The organism is Streptomyces sp. NBC_00887 (assembly GCF_045207585.1).
The window spans coordinates 8,671,251-8,692,891 of the sequence record NZ_CP108788.1 but is presented as its reverse complement, the minus strand read 5'-3'; the positions used below and the strand labels follow the sequence as shown (position 1 = coordinate 8,692,891).

Sequence of the window (21,641 nt, the reverse complement as noted above, 5' to 3'; positions counted from 1 at the left end):
CTACCGGACGATCCGTCCATTGCTGGAGGGAGTCACTCCTTGGGTCGCAGGAATGCCCCGCCGGCCCGTGGGCCTCTGGTGCGGGGCGGGGCGCTCGAGGCGCCGCCGCCCTCCAGAGTAATCAAGATGCGGCTCTTCGGGGCAGAGGGCTCAGACGTTCTCCGTGGCGTCGTCCGTTCCGGTGCCGTGTGAATTCCACGAGCGCGCGGAGTGTCCGTGCGTCACGAATGGCCTGTTCCCTGGCGATTCCGGGCTGGATGCCGAGGGCGGGCATGCTGGTGCCGTCGCTCAGGTCGAGGAAGACCCAGGGGTCGCCCGCCCGCAGATTGACGCGCAGGATCTCCGCCCAGGCCAGTCGGCGGGTCCGGGTGATGTTGACCACCCTGACCCCGGCCTCGTCGGCGACGATCTTCGGCCTGCTGAGCAGGGCGAGCACACCGAGGAAGAGCAGCGCGACGAAGACGAAGCTGGTCCGCTCCCCCGGGCTCAGGTGTTCGAGGATCAGTGCGACGACGGTGATGACGACGAACATGGCCACCCCCACGGTCAGCAGGACCACCCGGGTGAGGGTGGGCCTGAAGGTGACCGGGAGGGCGGGGAGTTCGGTCCGGGACGCGGGGGCGGACATGAGACTGTCGTCCTTCGGTGTGCGCTGGTCGGTCCGGGCCGTCAGAGGCGGCAGGCGTGGATGGCCGTCGTGAGGATGGCGCGGGCGCCGAGCTCGTACAGGTCGTCCATGATCCGCTGCGCCTCCTTGGCGGCGACCATGGAGCGGACGGCCACCCAGCCCTCGTGGTGCAGCGGGGAGATGGTCGGCGACTCGAGGCCCGGGGTGAGGGCCACGGCGCGCTCCAGGTGCTCGACGCGGCAGTCGTAGTCCATCATCACGTAGCTGCGGGCGACCAGGACGCCCTGCAGGCGGCGCAGGAACTGCTCCACCTTGGGCTCGTCGGCGGGGGCGCCCTTGCGACGGATCACGACCGCTTCCGAGGACATGATCGGCTCGCCGATGACTTCCAGACCGGCGTTGCGCATGCTGGTGCCGGTCTCCACCACATCGGCGATGATCTGGGCGACACCGAGCTCGATGGCCGTCTCGACCGCGCCGTCGAGGTGCACGACCGAGGCCTTGACACCCACTTCGGCGAGGTGCTTGGCGACGATGCCCTCGTAGGAGGTGGCGACCGTCATGCCGTCGAAGTCCTGCGGGCCGGTGGCCGTGCCGGGCTTCGTGGCGTAGCGGAAGGTGGAGCGGGCGAAGCCGAGCTGGAGGATCTCCTCGGCGTCGGCACCGGAGTCCAGCAGCAGGTCGCGGCCGGTGATGCCGATGTCCAGGCGGCCGGAGCTGACGTAGATCGCGATGTCGCGCGGCCGCAGATAGAAGAACTCGACCTCGTTCGTGGGGTCGACCAGGACGAGTTCCTTCGACTCCTTGCGCTGCTGGTAGCCCGCCTCATGGAGCATCGCCATCGCAGGCCCGGAGATTGCACCCTTGTTGGGGACGGCGATGCGCAGCATGAGGTCAGGTTTCCTTTGTACGGAGGGAGTTCCGGGAACGTGCGGGGCTGTGCTCAGAGGTGGGCGTAGACGTCGTCGAGGGAGATTCCGCGGGCGACCATCATCACCTGGACGTGGTACAGCAGCTGCGAGATCTCCTCGGCGGCGGCTTCCTTGCCCTCGTACTCGGCGGCCATCCAGACCTCGGCGGCCTCCTCGACGACCTTCTTGCCGATGGCATGCACGCCCTTGTCCACCAGTTCGGCGGTGCGGGAGGTGGAGGGGTCGCCGTTGGCGGCCTTGAGCTGCAGCTCGGCGAAGAGCTCTTCGAAGGTTTTGTTCGCCATGATGGTCCTTAGAATACGGGGTCCCGGACCCTCTCTCAGCGCCAGGGTTCGCTGACGGTGCGCAGCGTGGCCGCGGTGGCGACGGCGGCGGTGACCGCTTCGTGCCCCTTGTCCTCGTTGGAACCCTCGAGTCCCGCCCGGTCCAGCGCCTGCTCCTCGGTGTCGCAGGTGAGGACGCCGAAGCCGACGGGGACGCCGGTGTCGACGGTGACCTGGGTGAGGCCGTTGGTGACGCCCTGGGACACGTACTCGAAGTGGGGGGTGCCGCCGCGGATGATCACTCCGAGGGCGACGATCGCGTCGTAACCGCGTCCCGCGAGGACCTTGGCGACCACCGGGAGCTCGAAGCTGCCGGGGACCCGGAGCAGGGTCGGTTCGTCGATGCCCAGGTCGTGCAGGGCGCGCAGTGCCCCGTCGACGAGTCCGTCCATGACCTTCTCGTGCCACTGCGCAGCGATCACTGCCACCCGCAGGTCACCGCAGTTGCGTACGGACAGTTCGGGTGCGCCCTTGCCGCTCATGTCTCTCCTACTGTTCGTCTGTGCTTACTGGTTGCCGCAGGTCGACGCGGTGACCGCGTCGAGCCAGGGCAGGTCGTGCCCCATGCGGTCCCGCTTGGTGCGCAGGTACCGCAGATTGTGTTCGCCGGCCTGGACGGGCATGGGTTCGCGCCCGGTGATCCCGAGCCCGTGCCGCACGAGCGCGGCGGTCTTGTCGGGGTTGTTGGTCATCAGCCGGAGCGTGCGGACGCCGAGGTCCTCGAGGATCTGGGCACCCGCCGCGTAGTCCCTGGCATCGGCCGGCAGGCCGAGCTCGAGATTGGCGTCGAGGGTGTCGGAGCCCCGCTCCTGGAGTTCGTACGCGCGCAGCTTGGACAGCAGGCCGATGCCGCGTCCCTCGTGACCGCGCAGATAGACGACGATGCCGCGGCCCTCGGTCGTGATGCGTTCCATCGAGGCGTGCAGCTGGGGGCCGCAGTCGCAGCGCTGGGACTGGAAGATGTCCCCCGTCAGGCACTCGGAGTGGACCCGGACGAGGACGTCCTGGCCGTCACCGATGTCCCCGTGGACGAGTGCCACGTGCTCGACGCCGTCGACGGTGGAGCGGTAGCCGAACGCGGTGAACGCGCCGAACGCGGTCGGCAGGCGTACCTCGGCCTCACGGCGGACGGTCGGTTCCGAGCTGCGCCGGTAGGCGATCAGGTCCTCGATGGAGATGATCGTCAGTCCGTGCTTGCGTGCGAACGGGACGAGGTCGGGCAGCCTGAGCATCACCCCGTCCTCGCCGGCGATCTCGACGATGGCGCCTGCGGGCCGCAGCCCGGCGAGGCGGGCGAGGTCCACCGCGGCCTCGGTGTGGCCGTTGCGGACGAGGACACCACCGGAGCGGGCGCGCAGCGGGAAGATGTGGCCGGGCCGGACGAAGTCGCCGGCGCCCGCCCTGCCGCCCGCCAGCATCCGCAGCGTGGTGGCCCGGTCGGCTGCGGAGATCCCGGTGGTCACACCATGGGCGGCCGAGGCGTCGACGGAGACGGTGAAGGCGGTCTTCATCGACTCGGTGTTGTTGTCGACCATCTGCGGGAGTTCGAGCCGTTCCAGCTCGTCGTTCTCCATGGGCGCGCAGATCAGCCCACGGCACTCGCTCATCATGAACGCGACGATCTCGGGGGTCGCCTTCTCGGCGGCGATGACGAGGTCGCCCTCGTTCTCGCGGTCCTCGTCGTCGACGACGACGACGGGCCGGCCGGCGGCGATGTCGCGGATCGCCTGCTCCACGGGGTCGAGGGACAGGTCCTCGGCCGTACGGTCGTGCAACCAGGTGGGCTGGGCAGTCATGCCGTGGCTCCTTCCAGAGCGGGTGACCGCGTACGCAGCCACCAGTCGCGCATGCCCCACAGGACGAGGGCCCCGTAGACGACGTAGATGAGACCGGAGAAGGCGAGTCCGCTGTGGAAGTTGAGCGGTACGCCGACGAGGTCGACGAGCAGCCACGCGAACCAGAACTCGACCATGCCGCGGGCCTGGGCCAGCATCGCGACGAGCGTGCCGGCGAAGATGTACGCGTCCGCCCACGGGCTCCAGGAGAGCGAGGGGAAGGCGGTGAACAGGCAGCCGACCGCGAGGGTGCCGACCGCGGCGCCGCCCGCCAGGTACGCACGCTCGCGCCAGGTGGCGAAGCGCACGGCGATGGAACCGTCCTGCTGCCTGCCGCGGGTCCACTGCTGCCAGCCCCATACGGCGACGGCGACGACGATCAGCTGCTTGCCGACGCTGCCCGCCTGCTGCACGGAGACGTTGGCGGCGATCAGGACGACGCCGGACAGGAGCTGGGCGGGCCAGGTCCAGACCGAGCGGAGCCAGCCGAGGGCCAGGGCTGTCAGACCGATCGTGTTGCCGATCAGGTCCGACCAGATGATGTGCTGGCCGAAGGCGGTGAACGCCTCCGAGTTCAGCCAGTCCAGGGCGCTCATGCGACCGGCCCTCCGGATTCCGGCGCGTTCCCGCCGAGCAGCCGCTCGACGTACTTCGCGATGACGTCCACTTCGAGGTTGACCGGGTCGCCGGGCTCCTTCACGCCCAGAGTGGTCAGCGCGAGGGTGGTGGGGATGAGGCTGATGGTGAAGTAGTCAGGGCCCGCGTCGACGACGGTCAGGCTCACGCCGTCGACGGTGATCGAGCCCTTCTCCACCACGTAACGGGTGAGATCGGCGGGCAGGGAGATCTTCACGATCTCCCAGTTCTCGGAGATCTTGCGCTCGATGATGCGGCCCGTGCCGTCGACGTGGCCCTGGACGATGTGTCCGCCGAGCCGGCCGCCGAGCGCCATGGGGCGCTCCAGGTTGACCCGGGAGCCGGTCTCGAGCGCTCCGAGGCTGGAGCGGCTCAGCGTCTCGGCCATCACATCGGCGGTGAACTCGTGTTCGCCGAGGTCCACGACGGTGAGGCAGACGCCGTTGACGGCGATGGAGTCGCCGTGCTTGGCGCCTTCGGTGACAACGGGGCCGCGCAGTCGGAAGCGGGAGGCGTCGCCGAGTTTCTCGACGGCGGTGACCTCACCCAGTTCTTCGACAATTCCGGTGAACACTCAGTTTCCCTTCCGAGCAGGGACGGGGACGGCGGTGATGCGCAGATCGGGGCCGATACGGACGGTCTCGGTCACGTCGAGGCGCAACGCCTGGGAGATGGTGGAGATTCCGGCGTCGGCGAGGGCTGCCGGGCCCGCGCCGAGGAGGACCGGAGCGAGGTAGCCGACGACCTTGTCGACTGCTCCCGCGGCGACGAAGGAACCGGCGAGGACGGGTCCGCCTTCGAGGAGTACGGAGCGGATCCCGCGCCTGTGCAGGGCCGTGAGCAGGGACGGGATGTCCAGGCCGGGGCCGGTGGCGGCGCGGGGCAGCCGGAGCACGGTGCCTTCGGGGAGGTGCGCGGTGTCGGCGTCGCCGGCGACCGCGATCAGGGTGGGTGCCGTGCCGTCGAGCACCCGGGAGCCGGGTCGTACGGCGGTGGCGCCCGTGTCGACGACGACACGGAGAGGCTGGTCGGCGCCTTCGATGCCGCGTACCGCGAGCTGGGGGTCGTCGGTGCGGGCCGTGCCGGAACCGACCACGACGGCGTCGGCCTCGGCGCGCAGCCGGTGGACGTCGGCGCGGGACTCGGCGGAGGTGATCCAGCGGCTCGTGGCGTCCGCGGCGGCGATCCGGCCGTCGAGGGTGGCCGCGTACTTCCACAGGACGTACGGGCGGCTGAGCCGCACGGAGGTCAGCCAGGCGGCGTTGCCCGCCTCGGCCTCTTCGGCGAGGAGGCCCTGCTCCACCTCGATCCCGGCGGCACGCAGGGTGTCGGCGCCTCCGGCGGCCTGCGGGTTCGGGTCACCGACGGCGTACACCACCCGCTCGACACCGGCTGCCGCGAGCGCCTGCGCGCAGGGGCCGGTGCGTCCGGTGTGGTTGCAGGGTTCGAGGGTGACGTAGGCGGTGCCGCCCCTGGCCTGCTCGCCGGCCTCGCGCAGGGCGTGGATCTCGGCGTGCGGCCCACCGGCGCGCCGGTGGAAGCCCTCACCGGCCGGCTGTCCGGCGGCGTCGAGAATCACGCACCCGACGACCGGGTTGGGGCTGGTGGAGCCGAGTCCGCGGGCCGCGAGCGTGATCGCTCGCCGCATGGCGGTGATATCGGCTGCGGTGGCCACCGGGTCCTCCTGCCTCTTCGGGCACGGACTCCGGGGCCTGTCGATGACGACAGATGAAGCGGAACGCAACAGGGGAACGCCGAGCCGGGACACGGATGCGTGGTCCCGGAAGATCCCGGAACGCATCCGCCCAAGGCGGCGTACCTGTGACGGACCGCCGCGCACTGCCTCCCATCCGGACTTTCACCGTCGGTCCAGGAATCTCACCTGGTCAACCGGCCGCTGGATGCGGACGGGTCGCGGACTATAACCGCCGGTTCGGAATTACACCGACCCCGGAGTGCGCTGCTACTGGTACAGCACACATTCTGCCACGGCTGGAGTTCAGCCATGCGGGTGCGCACTGTGGCGTGGATCACAGAAAGCTACCGGGCGCCACCCGGAGCGAACAGGACCTCCTGCGCGGCCTCGCGGGCGGCGAGCAGCGCGCCACGCAGGACCGCGCTGCCACCCAGCTCCCCCGCCCTGACCTCCGTGGGCAGGGGCGACATGCGGGCGAGCCGTTCCTCGACCCGTGCGGCGAGCGTGTCACCGCCCGCCCTGCCGACCTCGCCGGCCAGGACGAGGCAGCCGGGGTCGAGCACCGAGACGACGGCTGCGGCGCCGAGCGCGATCCGGTCGGCCAGCGCCGCCAGGAACGCGTCGCCCTCCGGGCCGTCCGCGGCCAGCGCGGAACGGACGACGGACGCGGCTGCGAGGTACTGCTCCTGCTCCCCGTCGCCGGCGGGGCCCTGCGCCTTGATGCCGTGGTCGGCTGCCAGTTCGCAGACGGCGACCGAGCCGGTCAGCGAGTGGTATCCGCCGTCGCAGTTGTGTGCCGAGGGCACCCCGCCGGTGCCGGGTACCGGCAGGAATCCGATCTCGCCCGCCCCGCCGGAGGCGCCGCGGCGCAGCTTCCCGTCCAGCATGACGGCGGCTCCGATGCCGTGGCCGAGCCAGAGCAGGACGAAGGTGTCGCGGTCGCGTGCGGCGCCGATGCGGTGTTCGGCGACGGCGGCCAGATTGGTCTCGTTCTCCACGAGGACCGTCGCGGGCAGCCGCTGCTGGAGCACCTTGACCAGCCCGCGGTGCCAGGCGGGGAGCCCTGTCGTGTCGCGGAGCTCGCCGGAAACGGGGTCGATGAGGCCGGGGGCTCCGATGCCGACGCTGTGGAGCGGCGCCGTTCCCGCGGCGCGGGCGGTGCGCTCCAGCAGCGCGACGGCCTGTTCCACCGCGGGCTCGGTCGCGGTGTCGCTGCCGATGGGCAGGGTGGCCTCGGCGAGCGTGACACCCAGCAGATCGGCGACGACCACGGCGACGCTGTCGGTGCGTACGTCGAGAGCGGCCAGGTGTGCGCGGTCGGCAACGATCCCGTACAGCCGGGCGTTGGGGCCCCGGCGGTCCGATCCGCTCTCGCCGACGACCCTGACCAGGCCGGCGTCCTGCAGTCGTTCGACCAGGTCGGCGACCGTGGGGCGGGACAGTCCGGTCAGGGTCTTGAGCTGAGTGGCCGTCAGCGGGCCGTCCTGCTGGAGAAGTCGCAGGGCGAGCCGGTCGTTGATGGCCCGGGCCGTGCTGGGGGATGCGGGCATGCCGGGATCCTTCCAGATCGCTGCCGGCCCGCCGTGGCGGGCTATTTATCAGGCAGGGTTCCTGATAGTTTACGTCCCGCACCGCGTGGACGGGCACCCGAGTGGCCTGTTCGGCGAGGATTCTCCGGGGAGGGCACGGCGTATGACGATGGATCCAACGGTCCGGGTTTTCGGCATGGAACAGGTCAGGCGGGCCAGGTACGCGGTCGCCGCGGTCTTCGCCGTGCACGGAGCGGTGACCGGCAGCTTCGCGACCCGGGTCCCCTGGATCCAGGACCATGCCTCGGTGAGCGCCGGACAGCTCGGCCTCGCCCTCGCCTTCCCGGCCATCGGCGCGTCACTGGCCATGCCGCTGGCCGGCCGGGTCAGTCACCGGTTCGGCGCACGGACGGCCCTGCGCGGGCTGCTGGCGCTCTGGACGCTGGCACTGGCCCTTCCGGCCCTGGCCCCGAACCTGTTCACGCTCTGCGCGGCGCTCTTCGTGTACGGGGCGACCGCCGGGATGTCGGACGTCGCCATGAACGCGCTCGGCGTCGAGGTGGAGAACCGGCTCGACAAGTCGATCATGTCCGGGCTGCACGGGTGGTGGAGCGTGGGCGCGCTGGTCGGTTCCGCGGCCGGCACGGTCGCCGCGCACATCGGCGCCGATGCCCGGCTCCATCACACCCTGGCCGCGCTCGTGCTCACCGTGCTCGGCCTGATCGCGTGCCGGCACGTGCTCGACCTGCGCAGCGAGCCGGACGAGGAGCCGCCGCCACGCTTCACTCTGCCGCCGAAGTCCGCGCTGGTCATCGGCGCGGTGGGCTTCTGCGCCGTGTTCGCCGAAGGAGCGAGCCTGGACTGGTCGGCGGTCTACCTCAAGGACAACATGGGCAGTTCCGCCGGGCTCGCCGCGGCGTCCACGACCGCGTTCGCCCTGATGATGGCGATCGCCCGGATCGCCGGCGACCGGGTCGTCGACCGGTTCGGCGCGGTGCGGACCGTACGGGTCGGCGGCGTCCTGGCCACCGTCGGCGGGCTGCTGGTTGTCCTGGCGCCGAACGCGGGGCTGGCGCTGTGCGGCTTCGGCCTGCTGGGACTGGGCGTCGCGGTCGTCGTACCGCTGGCGTTCGCGGCGGCCGGGCGCAGCGGGGACAACCCGAGCCGGGCCATCGCGGGCGTCGCCACCATCACGTACACCTCGGGGCTCATCGCCCCGTCCGCGATCGGCTCCCTGGCGGAGGCGACGTCGCTGCTGGTGTCGTTCGGCCTCGTGACGGTGCTGGCATTCGGACTGGTGCTGGGCGCCGGGGTGCTGAGGGCGGGCGATCGCAAGGTGGCGGAGGGCGGCGCGCCCGACGCGGCACCCGCCGCCGCACCGTCCGGAAGCACCGCCGGAAAGTGACACGGGACGGCGTACGGGTGCCGCGGACGGCGCGGGGCCCGTACGCCGCAGGTCAGCCGGCGATCGAGTCGAGCTGTTCCGCGGCGGGGCACAGTGCCCACGGGTCACCGCCGGGGGAGTTTCGAGGCGGGGACCGCCGCCCGGGCCTCCCGGTCGCCCGCGGCCGCGGCCGCGTGCACGATGTCGCTCGCCGCGTACCGGTGGAACTCCAGCTCGGGGTGCGGCCAGGGGGCGGCCCCGGTCGCGGCGGGCAGCAGATGGCGCACGGCCGTGAACAGGCTCTGCCCCTGCGGCCCTTCGTAGTCCCAGAGGTCCACCCCGACCTGCCTGCCGATGGCGGCGAGCCGGGTGTGGGCGACCAGGTCGAAGGTCGAGTAGTGCCGGCTCCTGGTCCGTGCGAGCTCCTGGGGCCGGCTTCCACCCTCACGATGTCCCGACGACTTCGAACTGAGCGGTGCCGTGCTCGGCACCATCGTCGTGATCACCGGTTACCACGTGCTGCGGGCCTTCGCCCCCGCCCACCTCAGGACCAAGGAGCCCTGCTGGACTCGGGCACCTCCGCGTACGACGAGGAATCGCCCAAGAGCTGAGGCTCAGCCGGTGGCCAGGGCGTAGGCGTAGTCCGGGGTGAAGGATCCGGCCGCGCCCGTGCAGCCGTCGGACTCCCCCGGCAGCTTCACCCACAGGTAGGCGTCGATCCGGGACTCGCCGGTCCTCGTCGTCGGGGTCCGGCCGAGGGCCCTGCCTCCCGGGTCGCACCAGTCACCGGCCTGCGGCGCCCCGTTGCCGTTGCGACTGGTGTCGATGACCGCGCCGAGGCGGGCCGGGCCGCCGAGGGCGGCCAGTACCCGGCGGGCGTAGTCCGCTTCGTCCGCCGTGCTGTGGAAGTTCGACACATTGGTGAAGATGCCGTCCCCGCTGGTCGCGGCTCCGGCCTCCTTGAGCGCCGCCGCCTGCTTGGCGGCGGCGTGCCAGCCCGAGTGCCCGCCGTCGAAGTAGACCCTGGCCCGCGGGTTCGCGGCGTGCAGGGTACGGCCCGCCCTGGCCAGCGACGCGAAGCGGGCTGCGCGCTGCCCCGCCGAGAGGCAGTCCGAGAGCGCGATCGCGTCCGGCTCAAGGATCACGATCACCGGCCCGCTGCCCAGCCCTTCGGCGAATTCGCCCATCCACGCGTCGTACGCCGCGAGTCCCGGCGCCCCTCCTTCGGAGGCTCCGCCACAGTCCCGGTCGGGTATCGCGTAGGGCACGAGCACGGGGGTGCGGCCCGCGGCGGCGGCTCCCGACGTCACGCCGCGGACCTGGGCGGTCACCGCTGACGGGTTGTAGGCCGCGAACCAGACCGCGGCCGGCTGCGCCGCGATCCGGGACTCGATGAGCGGGCGGCGCGGATCGTCCCGGTGGCCTCGGACCCAGTCCAGGACCTGCGACTCCGGGTGGCGGTAGAGCCCGGCGGCCGTGGCGGTCCGCTGCGGGGGCTTCTTCTGCGACGGCGCCGGAGCGGCTCTCTTCACGCCCGTCCGGGAAGGACGCGGCGAGGCGGAGGGGGACACGGTGGCCGGTGACGCGGTGGGCACCGCGGGCAGCGGTTCGAGGACCGGCGAAGCGGTCGTGTCGGGGCGGGCGGTCGTCCGCTCGCCCTCCCCCGCGGCTGCGGTGATCACACCGGTCGCCGTACCGACGGCGACGACGGCCGATGCGGCGAAGGCCATGGCGTGCCGGCGTGCGGTACGCCTCCGCTGTCTGGTTTCGGTCCTGCGTTGTGCGCGTGCGCCCGACACTGTTCGTTCCTCTCCCCCGGCGCCCCGCGTTCGTCCGTTCCGATGAACCTCCGGCCGGTCTGCGCCGTGGCGAGCCTACGGCTGGGACGCTGCCCGCATGGCCCAGTTCGAGCAGTTCGCAGACCCGGTCGGCGCCTCCTGCCCACGAGTGGACGGTGCGGTGGCCGATGTGGGCACGGTGATCGAGCGGATGCGCATGCTCCGCTCCCACTGGCCGCCGGGAGACGGCGTAGCCGTGTTCAACCAGGTCTATCTGACGGTCACCGAGGCCGTCAGCGGGCGGACCGAGGACGGTTCCCTCCCGGACCGGGACACCGTGTCCGCCCTGGATGTGCGGTTCGCCGAGCGCTATCTGACCGCTGTCGACACCGCCGCCGCGGGCGGTCGGCCGCCCGCCTGCTGGCGTCCGCTGTTCCAGCTCCGGCGCCATCCCGGCGTACGCCCGCTGCAGTTCGCACTCGCCGGTATCAATGCGCACATCGGTCACGATCTCGCCGTGGCCGTGGTGGACACCTGTCGTACGCTCGGCTGCGCTCCGGCGGACCTGGAGGAGGAGTTCGACCGGGTGGGAGATCTCCTCGTGATGCTGGAGGAACAGATCCGCGAAGAACTGATGCCGGGTCCCGATCTGCTGGAGGTCGCCGACCCCCTCACGCATCTGGCGGGTTCCTGGAGCCTGGAGAGGGCCCGTGAGGCCTCGTGGTCGGCGGCGCGGATGCTGTGGCGACTGCGTGGAGTACCGCTGCTGGCCGAGGAGTTCAGGGCTCGTACGGACGCGGGTATCGGCCTGGTGGGGCGGATTCTGCTCACCCCGTGCCGCTGATCCGGTTCACCCGGACGGCGGGTCATACCCTGGGGTGTTCCCCGGCCTCTTCCCCGCGGAGCCCATCATGTCCGATCCGGCCGGCCGCCCCCGCGTGGTCGTCTCCGTACCCCCGCACCTGCGCGCCGAGTTCTTCACCGCCGAGGTCTGGCAGCAGTTGGACGCGGCGGCCGAGCTGACCGTTCTGGACGAGCACCGGGACCGTACGGCGCTGGCTGCGGCCCTCCCCGGCGCACGGGCACTCATCACCTCGTGGCGCAGTCCGCGCGTCGACGCGCGGCTCCTCGACTCCGCTGACCGGTTGGAGCTCGTCGCGCACACGGGATCGGCCGTGGCCCCGTACGTCGACGAGGAGGTGTTCCGGCGCGGCGTCCATGTCACGCAGGCGGGGCACGAGATGGCCCGGCCGGTGGCCGAGGTGGCCCTCGCCTTCACCCTGTCCCTGCTGCACCGCATCCACCGCTTCGATCATGCCCTGCACGGCGGCGCCCCGTGGGCCGAGGCCGTCCAGGGCGCCGCCGTCGCACGAGATCCACGGCAGCGACATCGGGGTGGTCGGCGCGTCCCGCACCGGTCGCGCGTACATCTCCATGGTGCGGGCGATGGGGGCGCGGGTCCGGGTCACCGACCCGTTCCTGTCCGACGCGGACGCGGTGGCGCTCGGGGTGGAGTCCGTGCCGCTGGAGGAGCTGCTGACGCGGAGCAGAATCGTCGCCGTGCACGCCCCGGTGACCGAGCGGACGCACCGGATGCTCGGTGCCGCCCAGCTTGCGCTGATGCCGGACGGCGCGGGCCTGGTGAACACCGCCCGGGCCTGGCTGGTCGACGAGGAGGCACTGCTCGCGGAGCTGGCCTCGGGGCGGCTGGACGCGGCGATCGACGTGTTCGACGCGGAGCCGCTCCCGGAGGACCACCCCTTCCGCGCCCTGCCGAACGTGCTGCTGACCCCGCATCGGGCCGCGGGCAGCGTCGAGGGCAGGCAGCGTCTCGGGGCGAGCGCCGTCGGCGAGGTGCTGCGGTTGCTCGCCGGGCAGCGCCTGCTCCACACGGTGACCGCCGACGCCCTGGAACGCCTGCGCTGACGGCCCGTCCGGGGTCTGCGCGCGCAGGCGTTCCGGGCGGTGCCGGGGCTGCCGGCCGGGCCGGGGTCTGCGCCGACGGCCCGGCCGGTGCCCGGTCTCAGTCCTCCGGAAGCTCGACCGGTGCGATCTCGTCGAAGACGTCGCCGGGGCCGGGGTTCGTCGGGTCCGTGGCGCCGCCGAACTGGGCCATCACACCCCAGACGGCGTTGAGCGCGGTCTGCACGGCGCCCTCGGCCCAGCCGGCCGTCCACGAGATGTCGTCGCCGGCCAGGAACAGGCCCCGCTTGTCCGAGGGCAGCCGGTCCTGCATGAAGTGGGTGAACAGGCGCCGCTGGTAGCGGTAGTGACCCGGCAGGTTGGCCTTGAACGCGCCCATGAAGTAGGGCTCGTTCTCCCACGAGACGGTGACCGGGTTACCGATGATGTGCTTGCGGATGTCGACCTTGGGATAGATCTCGCCGAGCGATTTGAGCATGACGTCCATGCGCTCCTTCGGGGAGAGCGGCAGCCACTTCAGGCTGTCGTCGCACCACGTGTAGGAGAGGCAGATGACGGCCGGCTTGCCGGGCCCGTCGTCCAGGAGGTACGTGCCCCGGGTCATCCGGTCCGTGAGCGTCATCGACATGGTGTCGCGGCCGGTCGCTTCGTCCTTGTCCAACCAGAACGGCCGGTCGACGGGCACGAACAGTTTGGACGACTCCATGTAGTGGGTGCGCTCCATCGCCGTCCAGTGGTCGATCGGGAAGAGCGCGTCGTCGCAGGCGATCTTGGAGAGCAGCAGCCAGGACTGCCCGGTGAAGACCGCCGCCCGGTAGGAGCGGATGTCGCCGGTGGCGTCCGTGACGGTGATCCGGTTGCCTGCGGTACGGTCCAGGCGGGTCACCGCGGGGCGCGGCTGCCCGCCGTGCAGGGAGGCCAGCGACGTACCGAGCGGCCAGTGGACGATCTTGCGCGGTTCGCGGTCCCACAGGCGCAGCGGCAGCTGCTGGCTGCCGCCGACGATCCCGCGGTGGTGGTCGTCGGCCTCGGTGTAGACGACGCGGAGGATCTCCAGGATGGAGTTGGGGAAGTCGGTGTCCCAGCCGCCGGTTCCGAAGCCGACCTGGCCGAAGATCTCGCGGTGCCGGAAGGACTTGAAGGCGTCCGAGGCGCAGAGGAACCCGTAGAAGGTCTGGTTGTCGAGCTTCTCGACGAGCTTCGCCCAGATCTCCCGGATGCGCGGGACATCGCGCTCGCGCATGGCGCTGTTCATGTCGGAGAAGTCGGCGCCCTCTTCCAGGCACGCGTTCCAGGCGTCCATCACATCGCGGTAGACCTGCGGCAGATCGGCGATCGTCTCGGCGTAGTGGGACTCGCCCTTGAGGTCGACGACGGTCGACGGAGTCGCCGCGGAGAGCGGGTTGGGGAACGGCTCGGTCTCCAGGCCCACCAGGTCGATGTAGTGCTGCAGCGCCGTGGACGAGGGCGGGAAGCGCATGGCGCCCATCTCGGCGGTCAGCGAGGGGTCGCAGCCCTCGAAACCGACCGTACGCAGCCGGCCGCCGATCTGGTCCGCTTCGTAGACGACGGGCCGCAGCCCCATCTTCATCAGTTCGTACGCGGCGATGATGCCGGAGAGGCCACCGCCGATGACGGCGACCTCGGATCCGTGCTCGGTCGCCGGTATCTGGCCGATGCCCGCCGGGTGCGCGAGGAAGTCGTCGTACGCGTAGGGGAAGTCCGGCCCGAACATGGTGATCGGCGGCTGCGCGTCGGTGTGCTGGACGGCGTTGGGCACCGTGGACGTCATGGGGTACGGACTCCTTGCACAGGTGAGAGGGGGACGAAGAGGGAGGGCGGCGCGGGTCAGACGAGGGAGCCGTACAGGCCGGGACGGCGGTCCTTCAGATACGGGTTGGCCGTCCGCGAGGCATCGAGGAACCCGGGGTCCACCTCACCGATGACGAGCTCCTCACCGCGGCCGGCGCGGGTCCTCACAGTGCCGTCGGGGCCTGCCAGACAGCTCAGCCCGACGAACTCGAACTCACCCTCCGGACCGGTCCTGTTGACGTACGCGACGTACATCTGGCTCTCGAAGGCACGGACCGGGACCACCGACTCGGCGACGAACTGGAAGGGGTGCATCTGGGCGGTCGGCACCAGCAGCAGACCGGTCCCCGCCAGGGCGTGCGCGCGGACGTTCTCCGGGAACTCGACGTCGTAGCAGATCAGCACGCCGATCCGGACGCCGTCGAGGTCCGCCTGCACCACGGCCTGCTCGCCGGGGGTGAACCACTTCTGCTCGAAGCTGCCGAACAGGTGGGTCTTGCGGTAGTTCGCGAGGGCGCCGCCGTCCGGGCCGATGAGCTGCGCCGCGTTGAAGATCAGCTCGCCGGCGCGCTCCGGGTAGCCGTACAGGACCGCGATGCCGTGCCGCGCGCAGAGCTCGGCGACCGCGCGTGCCCCCGGGCCGTCCGCGGGTTCGGCGAGCGTGGGGACGGCGTCGCCGACGGCGTATCCGGTGAGGAAGAGTTCCGGGCAGACGAGCAGTCGGGCACCGGCTTCGGCGGCGCGTCCTGCGGCCTCGTCGAGCACCTTGATGTTCTCGTCCACGGAGCCGGGTCGTCCGGAGCTCTGGAGCAGGGCGGTACGCAGCGGCGGCATGGCTGACCTCGGGCGGTGCGGGCGGAGTACGGGGAGACGTATTGAAGGTACGGGGCGCCGATCGGGCCGGACAAGGCGCGAGTGTTGCGCACACACCATCGATTCATTGCGTCGGACAGGGCTGCCGCGGCGATTCGTTGCGTACGGCGTCCACGCAGGTCAGAAGGGTGATTTCGGTCTCGCACGGGCGGGGGCGGGGCCCCGCGCGGCCTCAGGCGGGAGAGCCCGAGGCGTACCGTCGCAGCAGCGGGGAGAGGACGAGCACCGACTTGGTGCGCTCCACGTACGGCTCGCCCGCGATGCGCTCGAGCACCTGCTCGAAGTGCCGCATATCGGCGGCGAAGACCTGCACGATCGCGTCGGCGTCCCCCGTGACGGTGGACGCGGACGCGATCTCCGGGTAACGGGCGAGGCCCTGCTTGATCGCTTCCGGTGCGGTGTTGCGGCTGCAGTAGATCTCGATGAAGCCCTCGGTGTGCCAGCCGAGCGCCGCCGGGTCCACCCGCACGGTGAAGCCGGTGATGGCTCCCTCGGCGCGCAGTCGGTCCACGCGGCGTTTCACGGCGGGGGCGGACAGTCCGATGATCGCGCCGATGTCGGCGTAACTGCGCCGGGCGTCTTCGGCAAGGGCGTGGACGATGCGTTCGTCGAGGTCGTTCAGGCGCACTTCAGAGGGATCACTTCTCTGCGACGGTCGGATTCGGGGGCGGCACGGGCCGCCCCCGAAGTAGACCACGCGCGCCCGCGCGGGGCGCGCTCACCGCAGGGGGGCGGCCGGTCAGAAGGGGAACTGCGAGCGGCCGTGCTGCACCGAGATCCACTTCTGGGTGGTGAAGGCCTCGATCGTCGAGTCGCCGTTCAGCCGTCCCAGGCCCGAGGCCTTCTCGCCGCCGAAGGGCACGATGGGCTCGTCGTGGACCGTGCCGTCGTTGATGTGGATCATGCCGGTGCGGATGCGCTGCCCCACGCGTACACCGCGTTCGATGTTTCCCGTGTGCACCGCGCCGCTCAGCCCGTACGGGGTGTCGTTGGCGATCCGGACGGCCTCGTCCTCGCCGTCGAAGGGCACGAGGAGGGCGACGGGCCCGAAGATCTCCTGCTGCAGGACGGGGGAATCGGCGGCTATCGCGGTCAGTACGGAGGGGCTCACCAGGTTGCCCTCGGCCCGGCCGTGCAACAGGGCCGTCGCGCCGGCCTCCACGGTCTGGTCGACGATCTTGCTCACCGCTTCGGCCTGCGAGGAGTTGATCAGCGGGCCGATCTGGGTCGAGGGGTCGGCCGGGTCCCCGACGCGCAGGGAGGCGACCTTGGCGACGAACTTCTCGGTGAACTCCTTCTCGACGGCGCGGTCGATCAGGATCCGGTTGGCGGCCATGCAGACCTGGCCCTGGTGCACGTACCGGCTGAAGACGGCCGCGTCGACGGCGTAGTCCACATCGGCGTCGTCCAGGACGATCAGCGCGCTGTTCCCGCCGAGTTCGAGTACGGACTGCTTGAAGTTGGCCGCGCACACCGTCGCGACGTGGCGGCCCACCTTGTCGGAACCGGTGAAGGAGATGAGCCTCGGGACGGGGTGTTCGAGCAGCGCGTCGCCGATCTCGGCGATGTCGGTGACCACGACGTTCAGCAGCCCGGCGGGCAGACCGGCGTCCTCGAAAACCTTGGCCAGGAGCGTGCCACCGCAGATCGGCGTGTTCTGGTGGGGCTTGAGGACCACGGCGTTGCCGAGGGCCAGCGCGGGCGCGACCGACTTGAGCGACAGCAGGAAGGGGAAGTTGAAGGGGCTGATGACGCCCACGACGCCGACGGGCACGCGGTAGACACGGTTCTCCTTGCCCTCGGTCGGCGAGGGAAGGATCTGTCCGGACGGCCGCAGCGCGAGCTGGACGGCCTCGCGCAGGAACTCCTTGGCGAGGTGCAGTTCGAACGCGGCCTTCAGCCGGGTGCCTCCGAGCTCCGCGACGATCGCATCGGCGATCTCGGGCTCGCGCTCCTCGACGATCCGCAGAGCCTTCTCCAGGACCGCACGGCGGGTGTACGGGTTGGTGTCCGCCCATTCCTGCTGGGCCCGCTCGGCCGCGCGGTAGGCCTGGTCGACCTCGGCCGCCGTGGCGACGGTGATGGCTGCGAGCTTGTCACCGTTGTACGGGTTGAAGTCGATGATGTCCCAGGACCCCTTCCCCGGCCTCCACTCGCCGTCGATGTACTGGTGGGCCAGGTCAGTGAAGAAGGACATGAGATCCCTTACCGCAGAGAGGCGGGCAGCTGATTGCGACTCATATTACTTACAATTCAACAGAGTTGAAGGTGGTCAATAATGCCTGACTGCCGACTAGAAGCGGTCTTATTCAGTCATGTAACGACACCTGAACACACAGGTGCCCCTCCCGGTACGAACACCCGGGAGGGGCACCTGTGATGCGTGGACCGCGCGGTCAACTCCAGCTGGCGTGCAGCGGCTTGCCCTCCGCGTAACCGGCGGCGCTCTGCACACCCACGATGGCCTTCTCGGCGAACTCCTCGAGCGAGGCCGCACCCGCGTAGGTGCAGGACGAGCGGACGCCGGCGATGATCGAGTCGATCAGGTCCTCCACACCGGGGCGCGCCGGGTCCAGGAACATCCGCGAGGTGGAGATACCCTCCTCGAACAGACCCTTGCGAGCCCGGTCGTAGGCGGACTCCTCCGATGTGCGGTTCTTCACCGCGCGTGCGGAGGCCATCCCGAAGGACTCCTTGTAGTAGCGGCCGTCCGCGGACTGCTGGAGGTCACCGGGCGACTCGTACGTGCCGGCGAACCAGGAACCGATCATCACGTTGGACGCACCGGCGGCGAGCGCCATGGCGACGTCGCGCGGGTGGCGGACGCCTCCGTCCGCCCAGACGTGCTTGCCGTGCTTGCGGGCCTCGGCCGCGCACTCGAGCACGGCGGAGAACTGGGGCCTGCCCACACCGGTCATCATCCGGGTGGTGCACATGGCGCCGGGGCCGACCCCGACCTTGATGATGTCCGCGCCGGCCTCGATCAGGTCGCGCACGCCTTCGGCCGCGACGACGTTGCCTGCCACGATCGGCACGCGCGGGTCGAGCGCCCGCACCGCGGCGACCGCGCTGATCATGGACTCCTGGTGGCCGTGCGCGGTGTCGACGACGAGCGTGTCGACGCCCGCGTCGAGGAGCTGCTTGGCCTTCCCCGCGACATCGCCGTTGATTCCGACGGCCGCGGCGATGCGCAGCCTGCCCTCGGAGTCCGTCGCCGGGGTGTACAGCGTCGCGCGCAGCGCGGCCTTGCGGGTGAGGATGCCGACGAGCCTGCCGTCCGCGTCGACCGCGGGGGCGAGCTTGCGGTTGGCGCCGTCGAGCTTGCCGAAGGCGTCGCGCGGGTCGATGTCCGCGTCGAGCAGCACCAGGTCCTTGGACATGACCTCGGACAGCTGCGTGAAGCGGTCGACACCGGTCAGGTCGTGGTCGGTGACGACACCGACCGGCCTGCGCTCCGCGTCGACGACGACACCCGCTCCGTGGGCCCGCTTGTGCAGCAGGGACAGGGCGTCGGCAACGGTCTGGCCGGGAGACAGCTCGATGGGAGTGTCGAGCACGAGGTGGCGCGTCTTGACCCAGCTGATGACCTCGGTGACCACCTCGATCGGGATGTCCTGGGGGATGACGACCAGCCCACCGCGGCGGGCGACCGTCTCCGCCATCCGGCGCCCCGCGATCGCGGTCATGTTCGCGACGACGAGCGGGATGGTGGTGCCGGTGCCGTCGGGCGAGGAGAGGTCCACGGCCTGCCGGGAACCGACCGCGGAGCGGCCGGGGACCATGAAGACATCGTCGTACGTGAGGTCGTAGGGGACCGAGGGGGACGCCGTGTAGCGACCGGTGCCGGGCTCAAGAAAACGCATAACACTCATTTTTTCATACGAAACGGTGCAGGTCGTTTCCACGAAGACACAGCAATGGACCCCCGCGTTCGTGAGTTCCTCCAAAGAGGCGCTCCGGGGGGCCTGGCAAGTGGAACCTGCCTTACTCGTAGACCTTACCCGAACGCCTTTCAACCATTCGTGATCACGATCCCTGGACCGGGTGACAGGGGGTCAGGTAGCTTCAAATCCGCAGGTCTCGGGGGTGACCGCCACCACCGCTCAGAGCGCGCGGAGGAACCCGTCACGTCGTTGGCCGGAGAGGATTCGGATCCGTCTGTGGAGAGCGAACTGCCCGACATCTACTGCCCGTTCCCTCAGCGGACGAACCCCCACGTAGGGCACACCCGCGAGCACATCGCCGCGTGGACGCGCCGCACCGGTCTGGTGCACCGGGAGTCCGCGAGACGCCGTTTCGAGCAGGCCGACTTCGGCGCGTTCGTCGGCATGGTCTACCCCACGGCGGGCAGCGAGCACCTCGACCTGGTCGCCGACTGGTTCGTCTGGCTCTTCCTCGTCGACGACCAGCTGGACGACGGCCATCTCGGCCGCAGCCCCGAACGGGTACGCGACGTCGTGGCTCGGATGCGTTCCGTGGTGGAGGGAACGGCTCCCGGCCCGCTGCCGGGCGAGGAGCCGCCCGCCGCCGTCGTCGCCCTGGCCGATCTGTGGGAACGTACGATTCCGCAGGCGGCCCCGCACTGGCGCACGCGTTTCTCCTGGCACCTCATGACGTACCTGATGACCGCCACCACCTGGGAGGCGGGGAACCGGGCCGAAGGCGTCGTGCCGGCCGAGGAGACCTACGTGGCCCAGCGCCGGCACACGGGGGCGATCCATGTGTGCATGGACCTGATAGAGATCGTGGCGGGCATCGAGGCGCCCGAGTCGGTCCACAACGACCCCCGGTTCATCACGGCTCTGGAAGCCTCCTGCAACGTCGTGTGCTGGGCGAACGACGTGTACTCCTTCGAGAAGGAGCAGGTGCTCGGCGAGATCCACAACCTCGTTCACCTGGTACGCCACCACCGGGGCTACGGGGAACAGCAGGCCCTCGACCACGTGTGCGCCGAGATAGCCACCGAGACCGAGCGCTTCCTCACGGCGGAGGACGAGCTGCTCGACATGTATCCGCAGCTGTCCGAGCTGCTCGTCCCCTATCTCGACGGGATGCGGAGCTGGATGCGCGGCAATCTGGACTGGTCCCGGCAGACCCCCCGCTACAACCCGGCGGATGTCAGCCAGTACGCGGAACCCGCGGAGTACCTGGAGGAGACCGTCCTCGGCGTGGCCGCGGACCCGGCGGGATCGGGCACGTCCGACGGGCAGCGAAGCCGGTAGACGACGGAGGCCGGGCACCCGTGCGGTGCCCGGCCTCCGTGATGTTCCGTGACGGTCAGTCGTCGGGGTCGGCGCGCTCCAGGGCGGGGCGCTGTCCGGCAGCGGACTCCGTCAGCAGGTAGTCGGCCGCGGCCGTGTCCGTCACCAGGCTGGTGACCAGGCCCGAGCGGAGCACCGCGCCGATCGCCGCCGCCTTGCGCTGACCGCCGGCGATGGCGACCACCTCGGGGATCCGGCGCAGCCGGTCCGCCTCCACGGTGATGCACCGCTCGCCCAGGTCCCGGCCGACGCGCCGACCGTCGGAGTCGAAGAGGTGCGCGGACATCTCGGCCGCGACCCCGAGCGAGGCGTAGTGCGCCCGCTCCTCGTCCGAGAGCATGTCGTGGACGGTGGAGATGCCCGGCTCCCAGGAACCGATGGAGACCGCGGCGACCGTCACCTTGTCGAAGTACTCGAAGGCGCGGGCGATACCCGTCTGGTGGCGCAGGGCCGCCGCCGTCGCCGGATCGGGCAGGAGCATCGGCGCGTAGATCGGATGCGCCTCGCCGCCGGACACCTGGGCCGCGCGGCGCACCGCCTCGACCGATCCGCGCTCGGCCGTCCCCGCGTCGTAGACCCCGGTCAGCTGCACGACCGTGCAGGGCGGCAGCCGGTCGAGCGCCGCGGCCATGTGGATCGTGGAGCGGCCCCAGGCCAGGCCCAGCACATCGCCCTCGTTCACCAGCTCGCCGAGCAGCTCGGCCGCGACCTCGCCCAGGTTCTCCGGGTCGGCTGCGTCGTCCTGCTCGTCCGCCGGGGACTCGACGACGACCGCGTGGCGCAACCCGTAGCGGGCCCGCAGCGCGTCGGAGCGCTCCGCGTCAAGCTCGGCCGGTACCCGGATCTCGATCCGTACGAGATCACGCTCGAGGGCCGTCTCCAGAACCCGGGCCACCTTGAAGCGGCTGACGCCGAACTCCTCGGCGATCTGGATCTTCGACTTTCCCTCGAGGTAGAACCGACGGGCCATGGCCGCCGCCTGGACCAGCTCCGCGGGTCCCATCCGCATGGCTGACCGACCCGCCGAGATG

21 protein-coding genes, 2 pseudogenes and 1 riboswitch are annotated in these 21,641 nt (G+C 70.8%); of the genes and pseudogenes, 5 read left to right on the top strand and 18 right to left on the bottom strand.

All coding sequences use genetic code 11. From position 1 onward, the window contains the following. Positions 1–121 precede the first annotated feature (121 nt). The 9 genes from OG844_RS39720 to OG844_RS39680 form a co-directional block, all read right to left on the bottom strand. Positions 122–628 carry a PH domain-containing protein gene (locus OG844_RS39720; protein WP_406388582.1) on the bottom strand — a complete coding sequence of 169 codons (507 nt, stop codon included), beginning with the start codon at positions 626–628 and terminating at the stop codon, positions 122–124. Positions 629–669: 41 nt separating this feature from the next. After that, entirely contained in the window at positions 670–1,518 is an 849-nt protein-coding gene (hisG, locus tag OG844_RS39715; RefSeq protein ID WP_328908993.1) for an ATP phosphoribosyltransferase, read from the bottom strand. 53 nt (positions 1,519–1,571) lie between these two features. Beyond that, positions 1,572–1,844, bottom strand: coding sequence for a phosphoribosyl-ATP diphosphatase (locus OG844_RS39710; RefSeq protein WP_056787177.1), 273 nt, complete (start codon positions 1,842–1,844; stop codon positions 1,572–1,574). 35 nt (positions 1,845–1,879) lie between these two features. Further along, complete coding sequence (ribH, locus tag OG844_RS39705; protein ID WP_307128077.1) at positions 1,880–2,365, bottom strand: 6,7-dimethyl-8-ribityllumazine synthase; 486 nt, start codon at positions 2,363–2,365, stop codon at positions 1,880–1,882. A gap of 24 nt (positions 2,366–2,389) precedes the next feature. Continuing rightward, positions 2,390–3,679 carry a bifunctional 3,4-dihydroxy-2-butanone-4-phosphate synthase/GTP cyclohydrolase II gene (locus tag OG844_RS39700; RefSeq protein ID WP_406388584.1) on the bottom strand — a complete coding sequence of 430 codons (1,290 nt, stop codon included), beginning with the start codon at positions 3,677–3,679 and terminating at the stop codon, positions 2,390–2,392. Then, a complete protein-coding gene (locus tag OG844_RS39695; RefSeq protein WP_406388585.1) occupies positions 3,676–4,314 on the bottom strand; it encodes a nicotinamide riboside transporter PnuC in 639 nt (212 codons plus the stop codon). The genes OG844_RS39700 and OG844_RS39695 overlap by 4 nt, the downstream gene beginning before the upstream one ends. Next, a complete protein-coding gene (locus OG844_RS39690; RefSeq protein ID WP_406388586.1) occupies positions 4,311–4,928 on the bottom strand; it encodes a riboflavin synthase in 618 nt (205 codons plus the stop codon). The genes OG844_RS39695 and OG844_RS39690 overlap by 4 nt, the downstream gene beginning before the upstream one ends. Further along, positions 4,929–6,029, bottom strand: a complete 1,101-nt coding sequence (ribD, locus tag OG844_RS39685; RefSeq protein ID WP_406388588.1) for a bifunctional diaminohydroxyphosphoribosylaminopyrimidine deaminase/5-amino-6-(5-phosphoribosylamino)uracil reductase RibD — start codon at positions 6,027–6,029, stop codon at positions 4,929–4,931. Positions 6,030–6,186: 157 nt separating this feature from the next. Beyond that, positions 6,187–6,317, bottom strand: a riboswitch (FMN riboswitch). Between the two features lie 77 nt (positions 6,318–6,394). Further along, complete coding sequence (locus OG844_RS39680; protein ID WP_406388589.1) at positions 6,395–7,600, bottom strand: ROK family transcriptional regulator; 1,206 nt, start codon at positions 7,598–7,600, stop codon at positions 6,395–6,397. A gap of 142 nt (positions 7,601–7,742) precedes the next feature. Between OG844_RS39680 and OG844_RS39675 the strand changes: the two genes are divergently transcribed. After that, on the top strand, positions 7,743–8,984 hold the full coding sequence (locus tag OG844_RS39675) for an MFS transporter (RefSeq protein ID WP_406388590.1): 1,242 nt from the start codon (positions 7,743–7,745) through the stop codon (positions 8,982–8,984). A 52-nt stretch (positions 8,985–9,036) separates the two neighbouring features. Here OG844_RS39675 and OG844_RS39670 read toward each other — a convergent pair. Beyond that, a pseudogene (locus OG844_RS39670) lies at positions 9,037–9,403 on the bottom strand (alginate lyase family protein); the annotation flags it as partial. Between the two features lie 16 nt (positions 9,404–9,419). Between OG844_RS39670 and OG844_RS39665 the strand changes: the two are divergent. Beyond that, positions 9,420–9,574: pseudogene (locus OG844_RS39665) on the top strand (nitrate reductase); the annotation flags it as partial. A gap of 3 nt (positions 9,575–9,577) precedes the next feature. Here the strand turns inward: OG844_RS39665 and OG844_RS39660 are convergent. Further along, positions 9,578–10,693 carry a glycoside hydrolase family 6 protein gene (locus OG844_RS39660; RefSeq protein ID WP_406388591.1) on the bottom strand — a complete coding sequence of 372 codons (1,116 nt, stop codon included), beginning with the start codon at positions 10,691–10,693 and terminating at the stop codon, positions 9,578–9,580. 166 nt (positions 10,694–10,859) lie between these two features. Here OG844_RS39660 and OG844_RS39655 point away from each other — a divergent pair, with 166 nt between their 5' ends. Then, the gene (locus OG844_RS39655; protein WP_406388593.1) at positions 10,860–11,585 is read left to right on the top strand and encodes a DUF5995 family protein; all 726 of its coding nucleotides are present in this window, start codon (positions 10,860–10,862) and stop codon (positions 11,583–11,585) included. 22 nt (positions 11,586–11,607) lie between these two features. Here OG844_RS39655 and OG844_RS39650 read toward each other — a convergent pair whose 3' ends face one another. Further along, the gene (locus OG844_RS39650; RefSeq protein WP_406396394.1) at positions 11,608–12,210 is read right to left on the bottom strand and encodes a hypothetical protein; all 603 of its coding nucleotides are present in this window, start codon (positions 12,208–12,210) and stop codon (positions 11,608–11,610) included. On the opposite strand from OG844_RS39650, the gene OG844_RS39645 reads away from it, so the two are divergent. Further along, positions 12,137–12,667: an NAD(P)-dependent oxidoreductase gene (locus tag OG844_RS39645; RefSeq protein ID WP_406388595.1), complete on the top strand. Its 531-nt coding sequence runs from the start codon at positions 12,137–12,139 to the stop codon at positions 12,665–12,667. The genes OG844_RS39650 and OG844_RS39645 overlap by 74 nt on opposite strands. Before the next feature lie 97 nt (positions 12,668–12,764). Here OG844_RS39645 and OG844_RS39640 read toward each other — a convergent pair whose 3' ends face one another. The 5 genes from OG844_RS39640 to OG844_RS39620 form a co-directional block, all read right to left on the bottom strand. Further along, positions 12,765–14,456: a flavin monoamine oxidase family protein gene (locus OG844_RS39640; RefSeq protein ID WP_406388596.1), complete on the bottom strand. Its 1,692-nt coding sequence runs from the start codon at positions 14,454–14,456 to the stop codon at positions 12,765–12,767. A 56-nt stretch (positions 14,457–14,512) separates the two neighbouring features. Beyond that, complete coding sequence (locus OG844_RS39635; protein WP_406388598.1) at positions 14,513–15,310, bottom strand: carbon-nitrogen hydrolase family protein; 798 nt, start codon at positions 15,308–15,310, stop codon at positions 14,513–14,515. 211 nt (positions 15,311–15,521) lie between these two features. Further along, the gene (locus tag OG844_RS39630) at positions 15,522–15,977 is read right to left on the bottom strand and encodes an Lrp/AsnC family transcriptional regulator (RefSeq protein WP_329212983.1); all 456 of its coding nucleotides are present in this window, start codon (positions 15,975–15,977) and stop codon (positions 15,522–15,524) included. A gap of 111 nt (positions 15,978–16,088) precedes the next feature. Beyond that, on the bottom strand, positions 16,089–17,546 hold the full coding sequence (locus OG844_RS39625; protein WP_406388599.1) for an aldehyde dehydrogenase family protein: 1,458 nt from the start codon (positions 17,544–17,546) through the stop codon (positions 16,089–16,091). Positions 17,547–17,745: 199 nt separating this feature from the next. Then, positions 17,746–19,212, bottom strand: coding sequence for a GuaB1 family IMP dehydrogenase-related protein (locus tag OG844_RS39620; protein ID WP_406388601.1), 1,467 nt, complete (start codon positions 19,210–19,212; stop codon positions 17,746–17,748). A 297-nt stretch (positions 19,213–19,509) separates the two neighbouring features. Here OG844_RS39620 and OG844_RS39615 point away from each other — a divergent pair, with 297 nt between their 5' ends. Further along, positions 19,510–20,571, top strand: a complete 1,062-nt coding sequence (locus OG844_RS39615; RefSeq protein WP_406388603.1) for a terpene synthase family protein — start codon at positions 19,510–19,512, stop codon at positions 20,569–20,571. Positions 20,572–20,626: 55 nt separating this feature from the next. Here the strand turns inward: OG844_RS39615 and OG844_RS39610 are convergent, their stop codons facing one another. Next, the gene (locus OG844_RS39610) at positions 20,627–21,613 is read right to left on the bottom strand and encodes a sugar-binding domain-containing protein (protein WP_329215455.1); all 987 of its coding nucleotides are present in this window, start codon (positions 21,611–21,613) and stop codon (positions 20,627–20,629) included. Positions 21,614–21,641: the final 28 nt, after the last annotated feature.